General features: G+C 68.6%; 13 protein-coding genes. 1 reads left to right on the top strand and 12 read right to left on the bottom strand.

The annotated features are described in order from the left end of the window. Positions 1-98: 98 nt before the first annotated feature. The 12 genes from QHF84_RS15975 to QHF84_RS16030 form a co-directional block, all read right to left on the bottom strand. Positions 99-773, bottom strand: coding sequence for an NADH-quinone oxidoreductase subunit I (locus QHF84_RS15975; protein ID WP_281314163.1), 675 nt, complete (start codon positions 771-773; stop codon positions 99-101). 12 nt (positions 774-785) lie between these two features. Continuing rightward, positions 786-2,555, bottom strand: coding sequence for a complex I subunit 1 family protein (locus QHF84_RS15980; RefSeq protein ID WP_281314164.1), 1,770 nt, complete (start codon positions 2,553-2,555; stop codon positions 786-788). Beyond that, complete coding sequence (locus tag QHF84_RS15985; RefSeq protein ID WP_281314165.1) at positions 2,552-4,177, bottom strand: molybdopterin-dependent oxidoreductase; 1,626 nt, start codon at positions 4,175-4,177, stop codon at positions 2,552-2,554. Before QHF84_RS15985 ends, QHF84_RS15980 begins: the two co-directional genes overlap by 4 nt. A 1-nt stretch (position 4,178) precedes the next feature. After that, complete coding sequence (locus tag QHF84_RS15990) at positions 4,179-5,393, bottom strand: NADH-quinone oxidoreductase subunit D (protein WP_281314166.1); 1,215 nt, start codon at positions 5,391-5,393, stop codon at positions 4,179-4,181. Between the two features lie 3 nt (positions 5,394-5,396). Continuing rightward, positions 5,397-5,978, bottom strand: a complete 582-nt coding sequence (locus tag QHF84_RS15995) for an NADH-quinone oxidoreductase subunit C (protein ID WP_281314167.1) — start codon at positions 5,976-5,978, stop codon at positions 5,397-5,399. Next, positions 5,975-6,559 carry an NADH-quinone oxidoreductase subunit NuoB gene (gene nuoB / locus QHF84_RS16000; RefSeq protein WP_281314168.1) on the bottom strand — a complete coding sequence of 195 codons (585 nt, stop codon included), beginning with the start codon at positions 6,557-6,559 and terminating at the stop codon, positions 5,975-5,977. The genes QHF84_RS15995 and nuoB overlap by 4 nt, the downstream gene beginning before the upstream one ends. Then, on the bottom strand, positions 6,547-6,903 hold the full coding sequence (gene ndhC / locus QHF84_RS16005; RefSeq protein ID WP_272417158.1) for an NADH-quinone oxidoreductase subunit A: 357 nt from the start codon (positions 6,901-6,903) through the stop codon (positions 6,547-6,549). The genes nuoB and ndhC overlap by 13 nt, the downstream gene beginning before the upstream one ends. Positions 6,904-7,136: 233 nt before the next feature. Further along, positions 7,137-8,255: a hypothetical protein gene (locus QHF84_RS16010; RefSeq protein ID WP_281314169.1), complete on the bottom strand. Its 1,119-nt coding sequence runs from the start codon at positions 8,253-8,255 to the stop codon at positions 7,137-7,139. 205 nt (positions 8,256-8,460) lie between these two features. Further along, on the bottom strand, positions 8,461-9,450 hold the full coding sequence (locus QHF84_RS16015) for a hypothetical protein (protein ID WP_281314170.1): 990 nt from the start codon (positions 9,448-9,450) through the stop codon (positions 8,461-8,463). 148 nt (positions 9,451-9,598) lie between these two features. Then, complete coding sequence (locus tag QHF84_RS16020; RefSeq protein ID WP_281314171.1) at positions 9,599-10,594, bottom strand: FAD binding domain-containing protein; 996 nt, start codon at positions 10,592-10,594, stop codon at positions 9,599-9,601. A gap of 7 nt (positions 10,595-10,601) precedes the next feature. Then, a complete protein-coding gene (locus QHF84_RS16025; RefSeq protein WP_281314172.1) occupies positions 10,602-12,986 on the bottom strand; it encodes a molybdopterin cofactor-binding domain-containing protein in 2,385 nt (794 codons plus the stop codon). Positions 12,987-12,988: 2 nt separating this feature from the next. Continuing rightward, the gene (locus tag QHF84_RS16030; RefSeq protein WP_281314173.1) at positions 12,989-14,608 is read right to left on the bottom strand and encodes a 2Fe-2S iron-sulfur cluster-binding protein; all 1,620 of its coding nucleotides are present in this window, start codon (positions 14,606-14,608) and stop codon (positions 12,989-12,991) included. Between the two features lie 636 nt (positions 14,609-15,244). Here QHF84_RS16030 and QHF84_RS16035 point away from each other — a divergent pair. Beyond that, positions 15,245-16,009 carry a hypothetical protein gene (locus QHF84_RS16035; protein ID WP_281314174.1) on the top strand — a complete coding sequence of 255 codons (765 nt, stop codon included), beginning with the start codon at positions 15,245-15,247 and terminating at the stop codon, positions 16,007-16,009. The last annotated feature ends 64 nt before the right edge of the window (positions 16,010-16,073 follow it).

Consider the following 16,073-nt stretch of genomic DNA (forward strand, 5'->3'; position numbering starts at 1 on the left):
TGGCAAGCCGAGGCGCGGATGCCCCTGTTTTCCCGCCGAAAGCAAAAACCCCCTCTCCCGCGAGGAAGAGGGGGCTTCTGTCCCGTCAGCAAATCGGATCAGTGATCCATCTGCTCACGCGAGAGGCCGGGATGCGTCGGATCGCCCGGCTCGTGGCGCGGGTTCGCCGACTTGCGCGAACCGTCCCGGCCGGTGAACTCCATGAGCAGGTCCTTCCTGTAGATGAACTGCTCGCGCGAGTCGTACGGCGTCGCGTGGATGCCCGTATCCATGCGGATCGCGTCGCAGGGACAAGCCTCGACGCAGAACCCGCAGAAGATGCAGCGCAGCTCGTCGATGACGAACGTCTTCGGGAAACGCTCGTAGCCGCGCCGCTTGTCGCCCTCGGCGTACTCGCCCGCCTCGATGTGGATGCACTGCGCGGGGCAAGCGGTCGAGCAGCACAGGCACGCCACGCAGCGCGGCGAGCCGTCGTCACGGAGCGTGAGGCGATGCAGCCCGCGGAAGCGCTCCGGATAGGGGCGCTTCTCTTCGGGGTAGCAGATCGTCGTGACGCCCTCGTTGAGGGCCTCGAGCACCGGGTCGGGCTTCTGGCCGAGCATCATCTCCTTCGTGTTCTTGAAGAAGTGACGCATGGTGATCGCCATGCCCCGGAAGAGCTCGGGCAGGTAGGACTGGACCTCGGCCGTGCGGCGCGGCCGCGGGATGGCCTTGCCCTGGATGGGCGCGCCGGCCGGCTTGGTCCACGGGTTCGAGGGAGTGCGCTTCGCCATCGTTCGATCCTCTCAGGCCTGCTGAGGCTCCGGCTTGACCCCACCCATCGCGGCCGCGAAGCGCGCCGCCGACGAGGCGAGGAACTTCTTGCGCTCGACCGGCTCGAGCAACCCGACCACGAGCGCCACGAAGCCGGCGAGCGTGGCGACCGCGACGAGGCCCTGCGTGATGTCCGCGAGGAGCTTGAGCCACGAATCCGCCGCCGGGCCCGCGTTGCGGAGCGCCAGCACGACCACGCCCGTCACCATCATGTTCGCGATGGCGAGCGGCAGGAGCTTGGTCCAGCCGAGCTTCATGAGCTGGTCGTAGCGGAAGCGCGGGAGCGTCCAGCGGAAGAAGATCTGCACCCACGTGACGAAGACCGTCTTGCCGAAGAACGCGAGCGCCGAGATGAGGCTCACCGCGAGGTGCGTCATCTTGTACTGGAACAGCACCGTGTTGCCGAACGCGACGGTGATGCCGTCCGGGTGCACGAAGGGCAACGAGTAGCCGCCGAAGAAGAGCGCGACGAGCAGCGCGCTCGAGAAGACGAGCTCGATGTACTCGCCCGTCATGAACATGCCCCACTTGAACCCCGAGTACTCGAGGAAGTAGCCGGCGACGATCTCGCTCTCGCCCTCGGGCTGATCGAAGGGCACGCGCTTCGTCTCCGCGCAGAGCGCCGTCAGGAACAGGACGAACCCGAGCGGCTGCACGAAGACGCCCCACGCGTTCTGGCCCTGCCACACGGCCATGTCGCTGAGCCGGACGCTGCCGTAGACGAGGAAGAGGCCGACGAGCGAGAGGCCCATCGCGACCTCGTACGAGACCATCTGGCTCGACGCGCGCAGGCCGCCGAGGAGCGCGAACTTGTTGTCGCTCGCCCAGCCCGCGATGGCCGCGCCGATGATGCCCGTGCCCGCGATGCCGAAGACGTAGAGGATGCCGACGTTGAGGTCGATGATCTGCAGCTTCACGCGGAGGCCGTTGCACGCGCCGCTCGCGGGGACCGTGGCCAAGAGGTGGCCGAGGTCCGAGAAGTCGAGCGCGCCGTTCTTGTTGGCGTCGGCGAAGCAGAGGTCGTTGCCGAAGGGAATGACGGCCATCACCGCGAGCGCAGAGAAGACCGCCAGGATCGGCGCGAGGCCGTGGAGGAGGCGATCCGCGTTCTTCGGGATGAAGTCCTCCTTCCAGATCATCTTGACCGAGTCGGCGAGCGCGTGGAGCGTGCCCGCGAGGCGCAGCGGGATCTTGCCGTCGGGCACGCGCGAGGTGGCGTAGAGGCCGACGAGCAGGAAGAGGCCGCCGAGCACGAAGCCCGAGACCTGCGCCGCGAGCGGCCACGCCGCCTGCGGCACGAGGCGCCCGGCCACGAGGCCGATCGCGTGCACGCCGAGGCCCGCGAAGAAGATCGATCGCGGGTCCACGTCCTCGAACACCTGCTCGGCGCGGTTGATGGCGCCGCCGCTCCGCACCTTCGCGCAGAGCACGAGCAGGCTGAACCAGGCCACGAGGATCGTGAGCTGCACGTTCACCGTGAACCGCTCGGCCGCCGCGCGTCCCGCGACCTGACCGAGCGAGGTGAAGATCGCGAGCACGCCGAAGAGCGCGGGCGGCAGGAGCACGATGGCCCGCGCCGCCATGTTCGGCAGGTACACGACCGCGCGGTTCGGCCCGACGCGGTCCTGCACCATCGCGCCCTGCCGGCGGTCCGCCCACGTGCTGAGCGCCGCCATGTTCAGGAAGAACAGGGCGAGGATGAGGATCTTGACGATTGCCAGGACGATCTCGACGAGGCTCATGCGCTCACCTCGGGCTTCGCGGCCCGATCCGCGTCACGGCTCGCGGCAGGCGCCTCGGGCGTCATGGCCCGACGCACGTCCGCGAGCGTCTTGTAAGTCATCGCGTAGCCGAGCTCTTTGCCGAGCTTCGCCACGAGCTCCCAGCCGGGCCGCGCGTCGCCGCGCGCCTTGAGCGCGCGCTCGCTCTTCTGCGCGAGCCCCTGGCGGTTGACGTACGTGCCGTCCTGCTCGGCCCACGCGGTCGCGGGGAGCGCGACGTGCGCGGCGCGCGCGAGCGGCCCGTCGTGCGCGGCGATCGTCACCACGCCCTTGAGCTTCGACAGCGCGCTCTCGGCGTCCTTCGCGTCGACCTCGATCTCGGCGCCGAGCGCGATCACGAACGAGTACTTGCCCGCCTTGATCGCGTCGAAGAGCGAGGCGATCGGCTTCGGCGCAGGCGCGCCCGCAAGCTGCATGACGCCGAGCGTGTTCGGGTTCTTGTCCTCGCTCATGAGGATCTTGTCGCCGCGACCGAGCGGACGACCCGACACGTAGAGGTCCTTCGCGCCGATGAACGTGCGCGCGAGCGTGAGGAGCGCGTGGTTGTCCTCGTTCGAGTGCTGCGCGCTGAGCACCACGGCGACCCGACCCGGATCGTCCTTGAGGCCCGCGAGCTGATCCTTCGCCGCCGCGAGCGCCTCTTCGAGGCTCGCGTCCTCGCCGCCGACGAGCGCCGTGCCGAGGCGACCCTCGACCGCGCGCTTGTACGAGAGCATGCCCTCGTCGCACATCCAGTACTTGTTGACCTCTTCGTTGTCGCGCGGGCGATGCCGATGCGGCACATTCGTCCGCGGATCGTAGTCGAGGTACGCGTTGCAGCCCGTCGCGCAGCCCTGGCAGACCGTGCGTGCGCTGCGGAGGAACCACACGCGCGCCTTGAAGCGGAAGTCCTTGGAGGTCAAAGCGCCGACGGGGCAGACGTGCTCCGTCATGAGCGTGTAGTCGTGGTCGAGCTCGCGGCCCGGCGAGACGACGATCTCGTTCAGGTTGCCGCGCTCGCGCACGCTGAGGACCGGATCCTTCGCGACCTCGGCCGTGAAGCGGACGCAACGCGTGCACACGATGCAGCGCTCGGCGTCGTAGACGATGGTCGGCCCGAAATCGACGGCCTTCGGCTTGTGCACGACCTCCTGCTGCATGCGCTTGCCCGTGCCCTGATGCTCGAGCCAGTAGTCCTGCAGCCGGCACTCGCCCGCCTGATCGCAGATCGGGCAGTCGACCGGGTGGTTCAGGAGCAAAAGCTCCTGCACCGCGCCGCGCGCCTCCTCGACGTGGTCGCTGCCCTCGGAGAGAACCTCCATGCCGGGCGCGCAGGCCTGCTGGCAGGCGGGCACGAGCTTCGGCTTGCGGGCCGGGACGTAGTCCTTCTTCTCCGGATCCCAGCGCAGGATGTCGAGCTGCATCGCGGGGCGGCCGGGAGGCGGCGCGACCTCGACGAGGCACATGCGGCAGTTCGCCGCGACGGAGAGGCCCGGGTGCCAGCAGTAGTGCGGGATGTCGATGCCGGCGCGGTGCGCCGCTTTGATGATGGTGTCCCCTTGCTCGAAGGGGATCTCGCGCCCGTCGATCTTGATCGTAGCCATCTCAGTGATCGCACTCCCCGCCGATCATGTTGAGGGAACCGAACGTCGGGACGACGTCCGGGATCATCAGGCCCGTGATGAGCTGCTCGAGGCCCTGCGTCGTGGCGAAGCAGGGGGGCCGGATCCGCACGCGGTAGGGCGTGCCGCTGCCGTCGGAGACCAGGTAGAAGCCGAGCTCGCCATTGCCCGCCTCGGTGTACGAGTAACATTCGCCCGCCGGGACCTTGATGCCCTCCATCACGATCTTGAAGTGCTGGATGGTGGCCTCGATGGTCGTGTAGACGTCCTGCTTCGGCGGCAGGACGATCCGCGGATCGTCGATGTTGATCGGCCCCTCGTCCGGCATCTGATCGAGCGCCTGCTCGATGATGCGCGCCGTCTGCCGGATCTCCTCCTGGCGGCACATGAACCGGTCGTAGTTGTCGCCCGTCGTGCCCACAGGCACGTCGAACTCCATCCGGTCGTAGACCATGTACGGGTGCGCGCGGCGCACGTCGTACGGCACGCCCGAGGCGCGCAGCACGACGCCCGTCCACCCGAGCGCGAGCGCGTCCTCCTTCGACATCACGCCGACGCCTTCGAGGCGGTCGAGGAAGATGCGGTTCTTCAGCAGGAGCTTCTCGCCCTCGCTGATGAGCTGCAGCACGCGCGGGACACCGGCGCGGACCATGTCCTTGAAGTACTTCGTCGGCGGGTTCGCCATGCCGCCCACGCGGCCGAAGCTGTGCGTGACGCGCGCGCCCGTCTCCTCCTCGAAGATGTCCCAGATGATCTCGCGGGCGCGGGCGAAGTAGAGGAACGGCGTGAACGCGCCGAGCTCCATGCACATCGCGCCCGAGCAGATCATGTGGTCGCAGATGCGCGCGAGCTCGCCGAGCGCCACGCGGTAGTACTGGCAGCGCTCGGGCACCGTCACGCCGAGCATCTTCTCCACCGCGAGCGCGAAGCCCACGTTGTTCAGCATCGGCGAGACGTAGTTGCAGCGGTCGACGTACGGGAAGATCTGCGACCAGGTACCCCGCTCGCACATCTTCTCGAAGCCGCGATGCAGGTAGCCGATCTGCACGTCGGCCTTCTGGATCATCTCACCCGAAAGCTCGAGCACGATGCGCACCGTCCCGTGCATGGCCGGGTGGGACGGGCCCATGTTGAGCATCATCGGCTCGCTGGGCAGCTCGAGGAGGCCCTCCTCGAGGTCACGATCCAAGGGTTCCATGACTCAGTTCGTCTCCTCGCCCCGCGGGTAGTCGTGGGTCTGACGCCCGAACGGCATGCCCTCGTCGGTGCTGAAGGGGGGCAGTTTGTCGGGGACATTTCGCAGCTCGACGAGCGGCTGGGTCTTGTCCGCCGGATAGTCCTTGCGAAGCGGGTACCCGACAAACTCGGGGTACATCAGGATCCGCCGCAGATCGGGGTGGCCCTTGAAGTTCACGCCGAACATGTCGAAGCACTCGCGCTCGAACCAGTTCGCGCCTTTCCACACGGACACGACCGAGTCGATCTCCACGCCGTTCGCGTCGTCGTCGCCGATGCGCGCCTTCAGCCGGATGCGGTGGCTGCGCTCCAGCGAGTGCACGTGCAGCACCACCTCGAAGCGCGGCGTCTGCCGGCCGAGGTAGTCGACGGCGGTGAGGTCGACGAACATGTTCATCGCGCACTGCGGATCGTCCCGGAGAAACCGCGCGATCTCGCGCCACCTCTGCGGGTTCACCACGGCCGTATCGTCGCCGAACTGCGAGTGGGTCTCGTAGATGTCGTCGCCGAACTTGCTCTTCAGGATTTCGAGGACGCGCTTGCTCATGTTGCGGTGCTCTTCTTGCCGAGCCTGACGAGGTTGCCCGCTTGCACGGTGGGGTCGCGGCGCGGCTTGACGATCGCGGGCGTGCGATCACCCCGCGCGATCTTGTCCTGCAAGAGCAGGAGGCCGTCGATCACCGCCTCCGGGCGCGGAGGGCAGCCGGGGACGTAGACGTCGACGGGGACGACTTTGTCGATGCCCGCGAGCGTCGTGTAGTTGTCGTAGAAGCCGCCGCACGAGGCGCACGTGCCGAAGGCGAAGACGTACTTCGGGTCCGCCATCTGCTCGTAGATGCGCTTCAGCGCGGGGGCCTGGCGCTGGCTGATCGTGCCCACGACCCAGAGCAGATCCGACTGGCGCGGCGAGAAGCGCGGCGCCTCGGCGCCGAAGCGCGCCATGTCGAAGCGCGGGCTCGCCATGGCCATGAACTCCATCGCGCAGCACGCCGTGATGAACGGGTACTGGAACAGCGAGTACTTCCTCGCCCAGTTCAAGAGCGCATCGAACTTCGTCGTGGCGAAGCCGGTCTCCGATCCCTCGAGAACCTGGATCGTCGTGCCGCCGCCAGTGGTCATTTCTCCCATTCGAGGGCTCCTTTCTTCCAGACGTAGAGCAGCGCCACCACGAGCATGAGGATGAACGACCCCATGGTCGCGAGGCCGATCCAGCCGAGGTTCTTGAACTCCACCGTCCACGGGTAGATGAGCACCGCTTCGATGTCGAAGACCACGAAGAGGATCGCCGTGAGGTAGAACTTGACGCTCGGCTTGACGAAGCGGCCGCCCGTCGTTTCGCTCCCGCACTCGTACGGGATCATCTTCTCGGGCGTCGGGTTCTTCGGCCCGAGCACGGTGCTGATCGTGAACAGAGCGCCCGCGAGGACCGCCGCCACGATGAAGAGCAGGAAGAGGGGGACGTAGGTGGACATCGTTTGCTCCGGGTGCTCCGGCTGCTCCGGGTACGCGGTGTACTCCGGTTGTCGTGCCGACCGAGAAGCTCGGTCCTCTCTCGCGATCGCTCGTGATCACGAGCGGGCGCAGGCAGGCTCCGAGATGCGCGCGAAAACCGTGCGATCTCGGCACAATCGCGGCGGCTATGTAGCTTTGGGGTTCTGGGGTGTCAATTGGGCGGCCAGGGTCTATGGGGGCCTCAGCGCGCCCGTCAACTCCTGGAGCTCAGCACGAGCCCACGGAACGCCGTCAGCGCCGTGCCGAGCCGCGTCTCGATCTCGCGGATTTCCTCGATGAGCTCGGCGTCGGGCACGCCCGCGGCGCGAGCCTCCCGCACACACGCGAAGGCGGCCACGTAGCGCTGCCGCTTCACGTACGCCTTCGCCAGGAGCGGCCAGATGAGCTTGGGCGACGCGCCGAGGCTCGCCGCGCGCCGGAGCCCGCCGATCGCCTCCCCTGCACGGCCGTTCTCGAGCTGCGCCTCTCCGAGCCGGCGGAAGATGTCCGCCGCCGCCGCGCCATCCTGCGCGTACTGCACCGCGAGGCGCATGACCTCCTCGCCCTGGTGCTCCTCGCCGAGCTTGACGCACGCCGTGCCGAGCAGGCCGAGCCCCTTGGCGATGAGCGCGCGCGCATCCGTGGTGAGCATCTGTCCCTCGGGCGTGCGAAGGAAGATCGCGAGCGGGGCCGGCCACGCGCCGAGGAGCTGCACCACGCGCGACCAATCGCCGCGCTGGCTCGCCGCCTCGGCCTCCGCCACGCGCGTCAGATCGATCGCCGAGCGCGAGCCCGCCGAGGCGCGCTCGAGCTCTTCGCGCACGTGCGCGCGGATGCGCGCCCGGAACTCTCCGAGCTCGTAGGTTTGTTCGAGGCCGTCACGCAAGACGAGCAGCCTCGACGTGCGACCGTCGACGTAGAGCTTGCGCAGGCTGTAGCCGAAGAGCGGCGCGAGCAGGAGGTAGCGCACGCCGATGTGGAGCTGCAGCGCCTCGATGTCCGTGTCGCGCTCGGGGGGCCCCGGCGTCGCGTCCTCCGTGAGGAGCGCGCCGACGAGCCGATGCCGGAAATCGGCCAGCGTGAGCCTCTGGACCTCGCTCTCTTCTTCCTCGTCGCCCGGAGGCGCGATGACGAAGTCCACGAGGGTGTTGTCGGGGTTGCGACGGTCGACCGTGAGCGCGGTGATGCGCGCTCCCGTGATCATCGAAAAGGCGAAGAACGTCTCGCCGACGATGTCGCAGAGAGCCTGAAAGCTGCCGATCCCATCGCCGATGCGCTCGAACCAGCCGTCGGTGCGGACCGCATCGAGAGAGAAAACTCGTTCCTTCGCCATGAGCGGGAGATTGGGGAGAGTCGCACGAGCCGCGCGGGATGTCACCGCCCGTGGTCGTCGCCGCGAGCAGTCTTGCCCGTCCACCGGGTCGTCGAAAAGCCCCCTTCTGCGAAGATTTTTGTGGCTCGTGCCACAAAATCCTCAAAAACCTGGGGGCAGGCCCACCAATCGACGCCGCGGCCGCGGATTTTGTGCGGGTGCGTGATCAGGTCGCCGGGCGCGCGCTGACCGAGGCGCGCACGTGGCGCTTGGGCCGCGCGCCGATGTTCGCCACGTCGAAGCTCACGCTGCCGCCGAGGCTGTCGCTCGAACCGCCCTTGCCGATGTTCGTGCCGCCCGTGCTTCCGTCGGGCATCTGAAGCTGCGAGACGACCTCGACCATCACGATCGCGCCCTGCGCGTACGACTCCGGCAGCGTGAACTGACGGCTCGCGAGCCGGCCACTCACGGCGCCCGCGACCGCGCTCCAGTCGCCCGCGTTGCCCGCCGACGAACGCACGACACGCACGCTCGCCACGCGACCGCCGGGCGCGATGCGCACTTCGAGCGTCGCGCGCGCGACGTCGGGCGTGCCCGAGCCGCGCACGACATCGGAGACGACGGTCGCGATCGTGCCCGCGCCCGGCAGATCCAGGCCGAGCTGTCGATCTTTTTCGCGCATCACGTCGGTGATGACGCGGCCCGCGATCTTGCGATCGACCTCCGGCGGAGGCCCGACCGTGGTGGGCGCGGGCTTGGGCTTACCGGCCTCCGGGATGACGCCGGGAATCGCCCACGCGGGGCCGCCGATCCCGGGGATCCCAGGGCCTCCGCCGGGCACCGGCGGCGGCGGCGCGCCGTACTCGTCGGGCGGGCCCGCGGAAGGCGCGGCCGTCGGCAGAGGCTCCACCTGCTCGGGCTCGGTGTTGTTGTTCGGCTGCGTGTTCCTCGGATCCACGACGTTCGGGTCGACGGACTCCGTCGTGCGTGGACGCGTGTCGTTCATCGCGACGGCCGGATCCGGCTCCCGCTCGGGACGGGGTTCGTCCGGGCGCGTGGGCTCGATCGGGACGTCCTCGATGTCGATCTCCATGCGCCGCGCCATGCCGGTCGAGATCGCGAGAAGCGGCCCTTGAGGCCGCGGCGCGATTCGAGCGACGACCGGGATGAAGAAGTGCACCCCGGTGGCGACGAGGACGAACGGGAGAAAGCGCACCTCCGAGGACCTTGGTCCGCGCGCGTCGGCGCTGCAAGGGAGGAATTTGGAGGCGCGCGGAGATCCGCGCCCCTGCCGCGACGTCAGGGAACGTCGTGGGCCCGAGGCGCCGGCGATGGGGAGCGCATTTTGCCTTGGATCTTCGCCTTCAACCTTCGAGGCGGGTTACGGCACGCTCGACGAGGGCGGGGACCATCTCGCGACGCCACTCGGTGTCGTCGTCGACGTTCGGGAGGGGCTTGCACTCGGCGTAGGCGCCCTCGGCGAGCTCGCGTGCGGCGACGTCGAAGGGCGTCCCGGGACGGATCTTCGAGGCGGCGCGAACGCGGCGCGGGCGAGCGCCGAGCGCCGAGACGACGACGTCCGCGCCGTCGACCCGCGTGGTCTCCACGCCCGAGACGTCGAGCCGCACGGCGATCGAGAGCAGCGGGAAGTCGATCGCGTTCCTGCGGCGAAGTTTTTCGAAGCTCGAACGGCGCGCTGGGCGGCGCGTGATGGAGACGCGCACGACGAGCTCGCCCGGTTCGAGCACGGTGTTCTTCACGCCGTCGGCCACGTAGAAATCGTGAGCCGTTACGATACGTGCGCCGCGCGGGCCGAGGAGATGGATGTCGGCTTCGAGCGCGATGAGCGCGGGCGCCGTGTCGTTCGAGGCGGCGGCGACGCAGCGCGATCCGCCGCGCACGACGTGGCAGACCGTGCCGTCCTTCTTGAGGCAGAAGCCGAGCGATTTGCGCCAGAAGTAGGTCTGGTTGTAGTAGCGGCAGCGCGTGTCGAGGCAGATGTTGCCGCCGAGCGTGCCCATGGCGCGGTGGTGAGGACCGCCCACCTGGCCCGCGGCTTCGGCGAGCGCGGGCGCGATGCGACGCACGAGGATCGAGCTCTCGATCTCGGCGAGGCGCGCGCCGGCGCCGAGGACGAGCTTGTCGTCGTCGCCCTCGCGCACGAGCGAGATGCCGCGCAGCTCCTCGATGCCCGCGATGGAGACGACGTGCTCGGGCGTGGCGAGCCCTTGCTTCATGTTGGGCAGGACGTCGGTGCCGCCCGCGATGACGACGGCCTTGTCGCCGAGACGCGCGAGCAAGTCGATCGCCTCGGGGAGCGTGCGCGGCTTGTGATGATCGAAGACGGGCAGCGGTAACATGAGGACCTCACTCCGCAGCGGGGGGGTTCGGGGGCGCAGCTCCGCGCCGCGGAGCGAAGCCCCCGAGCGAAGACTCGACCGCGGCGGCTTGCTCGTCGGCCTGCTTCTTCCGCAGGGCCGCGAGCACACGCGCGGGCGAGAAGGGGAGCCTGTCGATACGTACGGAGGCGGCGTCGAAGATGGCGTTCGCGATGGCCGGGATCGACGGGTGCAGCGGGCCCTCGCCCGACTCCTTGGCGCCGAGCGGGCCCTCTTGATCTTCGGACTCGACGATGAGCGCGTGGAGGTCGGGGACGTCGAGGCTCGTCGGGATGCGGTAGTCGAGCAGGTTCGGTCCCTTGTGCAGGCCGTCGGGACCGATCACGTGCTCTTCGAGCAGCGCCTCGGCCGCGCCCATGTACGCCGATCCTTCCATCTGCCCCTCGACGATCACGGGGCAGAGGGCCTTGCCGCAGTCGTGCGCGACCCAGATTTTTTCGACACGCACGATGCCCGAGCGCGCGTCGACCGAGACCTCGGCGACGTGCGCGGTGAACGAGTACGCCGGTGACGCGCCGATGGTGCCGCCGCGGTAGTCGCCGCCGAGCTTCGGCGTGTTGTAGTGGCCGACGGCGCCGAGCGTGCCGAACTTCGCCTCGGCGAGCTGGATGGCCTCGGTGACGGGGACGCCGCGCGAAGGGTCGTGCACGACGACGAGCGCGCCGCGCGTGACGAGCACGCTCCGCGGATCGACGTCGAGCTTCTCGGCGACGGCGGCGACGAGCTTGCTCTTGATCTCGCGCGCGGCCATGAGGCACGCGTTGCCGTTCATGAAGGTCCCGCGCGACGAGTAAGCGCCGAGGTCGACGGGCGTGAGGTCCGTGTCGCCGGAGACGACACGCACCGACCCGAGATCCAGGCCGAGCTCGTCGGCGACGAGGACGGCGAGCATGAGGTCGCAGCCCTGGCCGATTTCGCTTTGACCTGAAAAGACCGTCACGACGCCCGAGCGATCGACCTTGAGCTGCACGGCGCTCTGCGGCATCGCGTTCGGATAGATCGCGTAGTTCGTCCCGCTGATGTACGCGCTCGTGGCCACGCCGAGCCCGCGCCCCTTGGGCAGCTTGCCAAAGCGCTCCTTCCATCCGCTCGCCTTCTCGACCGCGTCGAGGCACTGCTCGATGCCGTTCGAGGTGACGCGTAGTCCGTTCAGCGTCGTCGTGTTCGGCGGGACGAGGTTTTTCCTTCGCAGCTCGATCGGATCGATCCCGAGCGCGCGGGAGATCTTGTCGAGCGAGACCTCGAACGCGAAGCGCGGCTGCACGCTGCCGTGGCCGCGCTTCGGTCCGCAAGGAGGCTTGTTCGTGAAGAGCCGCGTCGAGCGGAAGCGGTAGGTGTCGGCGAACGCGGGCAGCGTGAGGAGCTGGCCCGAGTAGTACGTCGTGACGAGGCCGAACGAGGAGTACGCGCCGCCGTCGATGAAGGTGCGCGCGTCGACGCTCGTGAGCTTGCCGTCGCGCTTCGCCCCGACCTTCATGTGAATCTGCATCGGGTGACGACCGCGGTGCGCGTAAAACTCCTCTTCGCGCGTGTAGAGGAACTTGACGGGGCGGCCCGTGATCATCGCGAGCTTGGCCGCGCAGAACTCGAGCGAGAAGGGCTCGCTCTTGCCGCCGAACGCGCCGCCGACGGGCGGCTGGATGACGCGGATGCGCGTGGGCGAGACGCGCAGGACACGCGAGAGCTCGCGGTGCAGGTAGTGCGGCACCTGCGTCGTCGACCAGACCGTGAGCAGGCCGTTCTTGTCGAGGTTCGCGATGGCGCAGTGGGTCTCGATCGGGACGTGCGCGCTGCCCTCGTAGTAGTAGTCGCCCGTGATGACGACGTCGCTCTCGGCGAGCGCAGCGTCGACGTCCCCGAACGCGAGGTCGACCTCCTTCGAGACGTTGTCCTTGCCGCCCTTGCCGAGCCCGACCTCGGGTTTGTCGATCGCGGTCTGCAGATCGGTCGCGGCCGGCAGCACCTCGTACTCGACGTCCACGAGCTCGGCGGCCTCGTGCGCGATGCGCTCGTCGGTCGCGGCGACGGCGGCGACGGCATCACCGATGAAGCGCGCGCGTTCGAGGGCGAGCGGGTACTCGTCCGGCGTCCACGGGATGATGCCGAAGCGCTCGGGCATGTCCTTGCCCGTGATGACGGCGATGACGCCGGGCTTTGCGAGCGCGCGTGTCGCATCGATGCGCACGATGCGCGCATGCGGGTGCGGCGAGCGGACGATGCGCCCCCAGAGCATGCGCGGCAGGTGGATGTCGTCGGTGTAGCGGACCTGCCCGGTCACGCGCGGCGCGAGCAGCGTGCGCGTGCGGCTGCCGACGAGACCTCGAAGCTCACTCGGCTTTCGCGTGTCCGTCATGGCTAGCCCTGCCTCCCCTCGCGCGAGCTCTTGTTCGAAGGCAACGGTGGAGGCGTGTTCTCGATCCCCGGCAAGCCCACGCCCGCCTCCGCCTCGCCGCGACGGATCTTCGCCGCGAGCTCGATCGCGTCGACGATCTTCCCGTAGCCGGTACAGCGGCAGAGGTTGCCCGCGATCGCGCACTTGATGTCGTCACGCGTGGGCCTCGGGTTCCGATCGAGCAGCGCGGTCGCGGTCATGAGCATGCCGGGCGTGCAGAACCCGCACTGCCCGCCGCCGAGCCTGTCGAAGCCGTCGAGGAGCGCGTCGATGTGCGGCGCGCCTTCGAGCGTCTCGACGGTGCAGACCTCCTTGCCGTCCGTGTCGAGGGCGAGCGTGAGGCAAGAGAGGATCGCGACGCCGTCCACGACGACCGTACACGCGCCGCAATCTCCCTTGTCACAGCCCTGCTTGGTGCCGACGAGGTCGAGGTCGTACCGCAGCGCTTCGAGGAGCGTTCTCCGCGCCGGGACCGCGAGCGACACGGCGCTGCCGCCGATCTTCATGCACATCGGTACGAGTTTTTCCATGGGCTCCGCAGGCTCGGATGCAGGCGACTCCTCGTGCGTTTCGCGGTAGGGGCGCACCTCGAAGCGCGCGCCGCGTGTCTCGGCGCCGGCGATCGGATGCCCCGCGGGAATGGGATACCGGAGCGCGCGCGAAGCGAGCTCGCAATACTCGACGAGGCGCGCCTCGGGCACGCGAGGACGCGCGCCGAGGAGGCCGAGGTTCTCGACGAGCAATTCGAGGCTCGTGTTGCCGACGCGCTCGCCGACGCCGAGCCCTGTTCCGTGCACGCGATCGACGCCCGAGGCGGCCGCCCAGAGCGCGTTCGGCAGGCCGATGCCGCGGTCGTTGTGCCCGTGCCAGTCGAGCTCGACGTGCCGCGCGCCGAGCTCGTCGAGGGTGCGTCGCGCAAACCCGACGAGCGCCTCGATGCCGTACGGCGTGACGTGGCCGGTGGTGTCGCAGAGGCAGATGCGGCCCGCGCCGGCTTCGATGGCGGCGCTGTAGAGGGTGCGGAGGACGTCGGGGTTCGAGCGCGTGGTGTCCTCGGTGACGAGGCAGAAGGGCAAGCCCGCGGCCTTGGCCTCACGCGCGGCGGCGGTGATGGCGCCGACGAGGAAGTCGGTGTCCCAACCTTCGACGGCGAGGCGAATCGGGGAGCTGCCGATGAAGGCGTAGACCTCGATGGGGATGCCGGCGCGATCGGCGGCGCGGGCGATGCCGTGGACGTCGGCGACGACGGTGCGCGCGGCGGCGGTGGGGACGACGCGGAGCTTGGAACGGACGATCTCGCGGCAGAGGAGGAAACAATCCTCGGCATTGGCGAGGCCGGCTGCGGGGAGGCCGACGCTGACGACGTCGACGCCGATCGCGGCCATGGCGTAGAGGAGATCGATCTTCTGCGCGACGTCCGGCTGATAACCGGCGGCGCTCTGCAATCCATCACGGAGGGTCTCGTCGACGACCTTGACGGGCCGCACCCTGCGCGCGAAGTCGCGCCGCACAGGCCCACCGGAGAAGGAAATCACGCGGCCCGATCCATCGACGGACGGAGCGCTGTCGTTCCAGTCGTACATGGGAACCCCCGGGGTGATCCGGGAGCTTTCGTACCACGGAACGAGGTTCGGCCGGGACGCTGGATCGCGGCGACGGACGGGGAAAAGGGGATGATGCGGTGCGGCGGAGGACGATTCCAGTCAGGGGCTACGTGCGCACGGGGTTGCAGCCATTGGCTCCCCCGGGTCCATTACCTCGGCGTTCGGCCCGGTCGAATGGGCCCGCGACTCGAAAAACACCAATCGTATCGCCCTGCAAATGGGATTCCTGGCGGAAAGCAGAGCACGAACACCGCTTCCCTTCCCTGCAGCCCAGCGACTGCGCGGCCTCGAACGACTGACGGCGCGCGCGACGCACATCCCCCGCTCCGAACATCCGATCCCCGTATCCGCCCTCACACTCCCCTGCTCCCGCAGGTCGATCCCCTGCTCCCGCAAGTCGATCCCCTGCTCCGAACACCTGATCCCCGTATCCGCCCCTACAATCCCCCGCTCCCGCACGCGGATCCCCACCTCCGCCGACCGATTCCCCGCGGGGACCCACTTTCCGGAGCAGGGGACTCGGGGACGCGAGCAGGATTGCGTCGCTATGATGACCGTCACAGACGTCTCGGTCGGGAACCACCCATCGCCCAGACCCCCCAGGGAGGTTCCATCATGGCAAGGCTCACCATTGGTCAGAAGGCCGAACGCGTCCTCAAGCTCCTCATCGCCCTCCGCAATCCGCGCATCGCCGCCCCCCTCGCCCGGCACGGCTTCACGAACGTCGACCTCGACGAGGGGTGGACGCTGCTCAAAAACGTGACGCGCACGAAGCTCGATTTCGTCGAACCGCCGCCGAACACGGACCCCGATGCCCTTCGCACCCTCGACGTCTGGGAAAACCAATGGTTCGTGATCGCGGATGCCACCTTGAAGCGGCACGCGCCGCCGATTTACGAGCACGTCTTCCGGAACCTCTCCCAGACCGACGGCATGGCCGTCATCGTCTCCGTCGGCACCTTCATCGAACGACTCGAGACCATCGACCGCCCCGAATGGGACGGCGGATTCGGCCAGGCGGGGAAAGAGGCTCGGAATCTCCTCGCCCAGCGCGGGCTGACGGAAATGGTGATCGACGAAGCCAAGGAGCTGCTCGGAAAACTCCGCAATGTCGACGGGCCGCTGCCTGATCTGGAGAAGATCGCCGCCGAGGACGAGAGCTTCGAGAAGGCCGAGGCCGCCCTCTGGGCCTGGTACCTCGAATGGAGCGCCATCGCCCGACGGGCCATCACCCAGCGCGGTTTGCTCCGGCAGCTCGGGTTCCTGCGCACGACGCCCAGCGGGAAGGACGTCGAGGTGACGGACGACGAGGTCCTCGACGACACGCCCGCCGCGCGCACCGCGCCGCTTCGAAGTGACGCCGCCGCGATTCCGGCGTAATCCATCTTTATCGTCCTCCCCCTGCTCCTCGGAATCCTCGGCGCCCTGCTCTTCGCGCTGCTGC

Source organism: Polyangium sp. y55x31 (assembly GCF_029946505.1).
Lineage (GTDB): Bacteria > Myxococcota_A > Polyangia > Polyangiales > Polyangiaceae > Polyangium.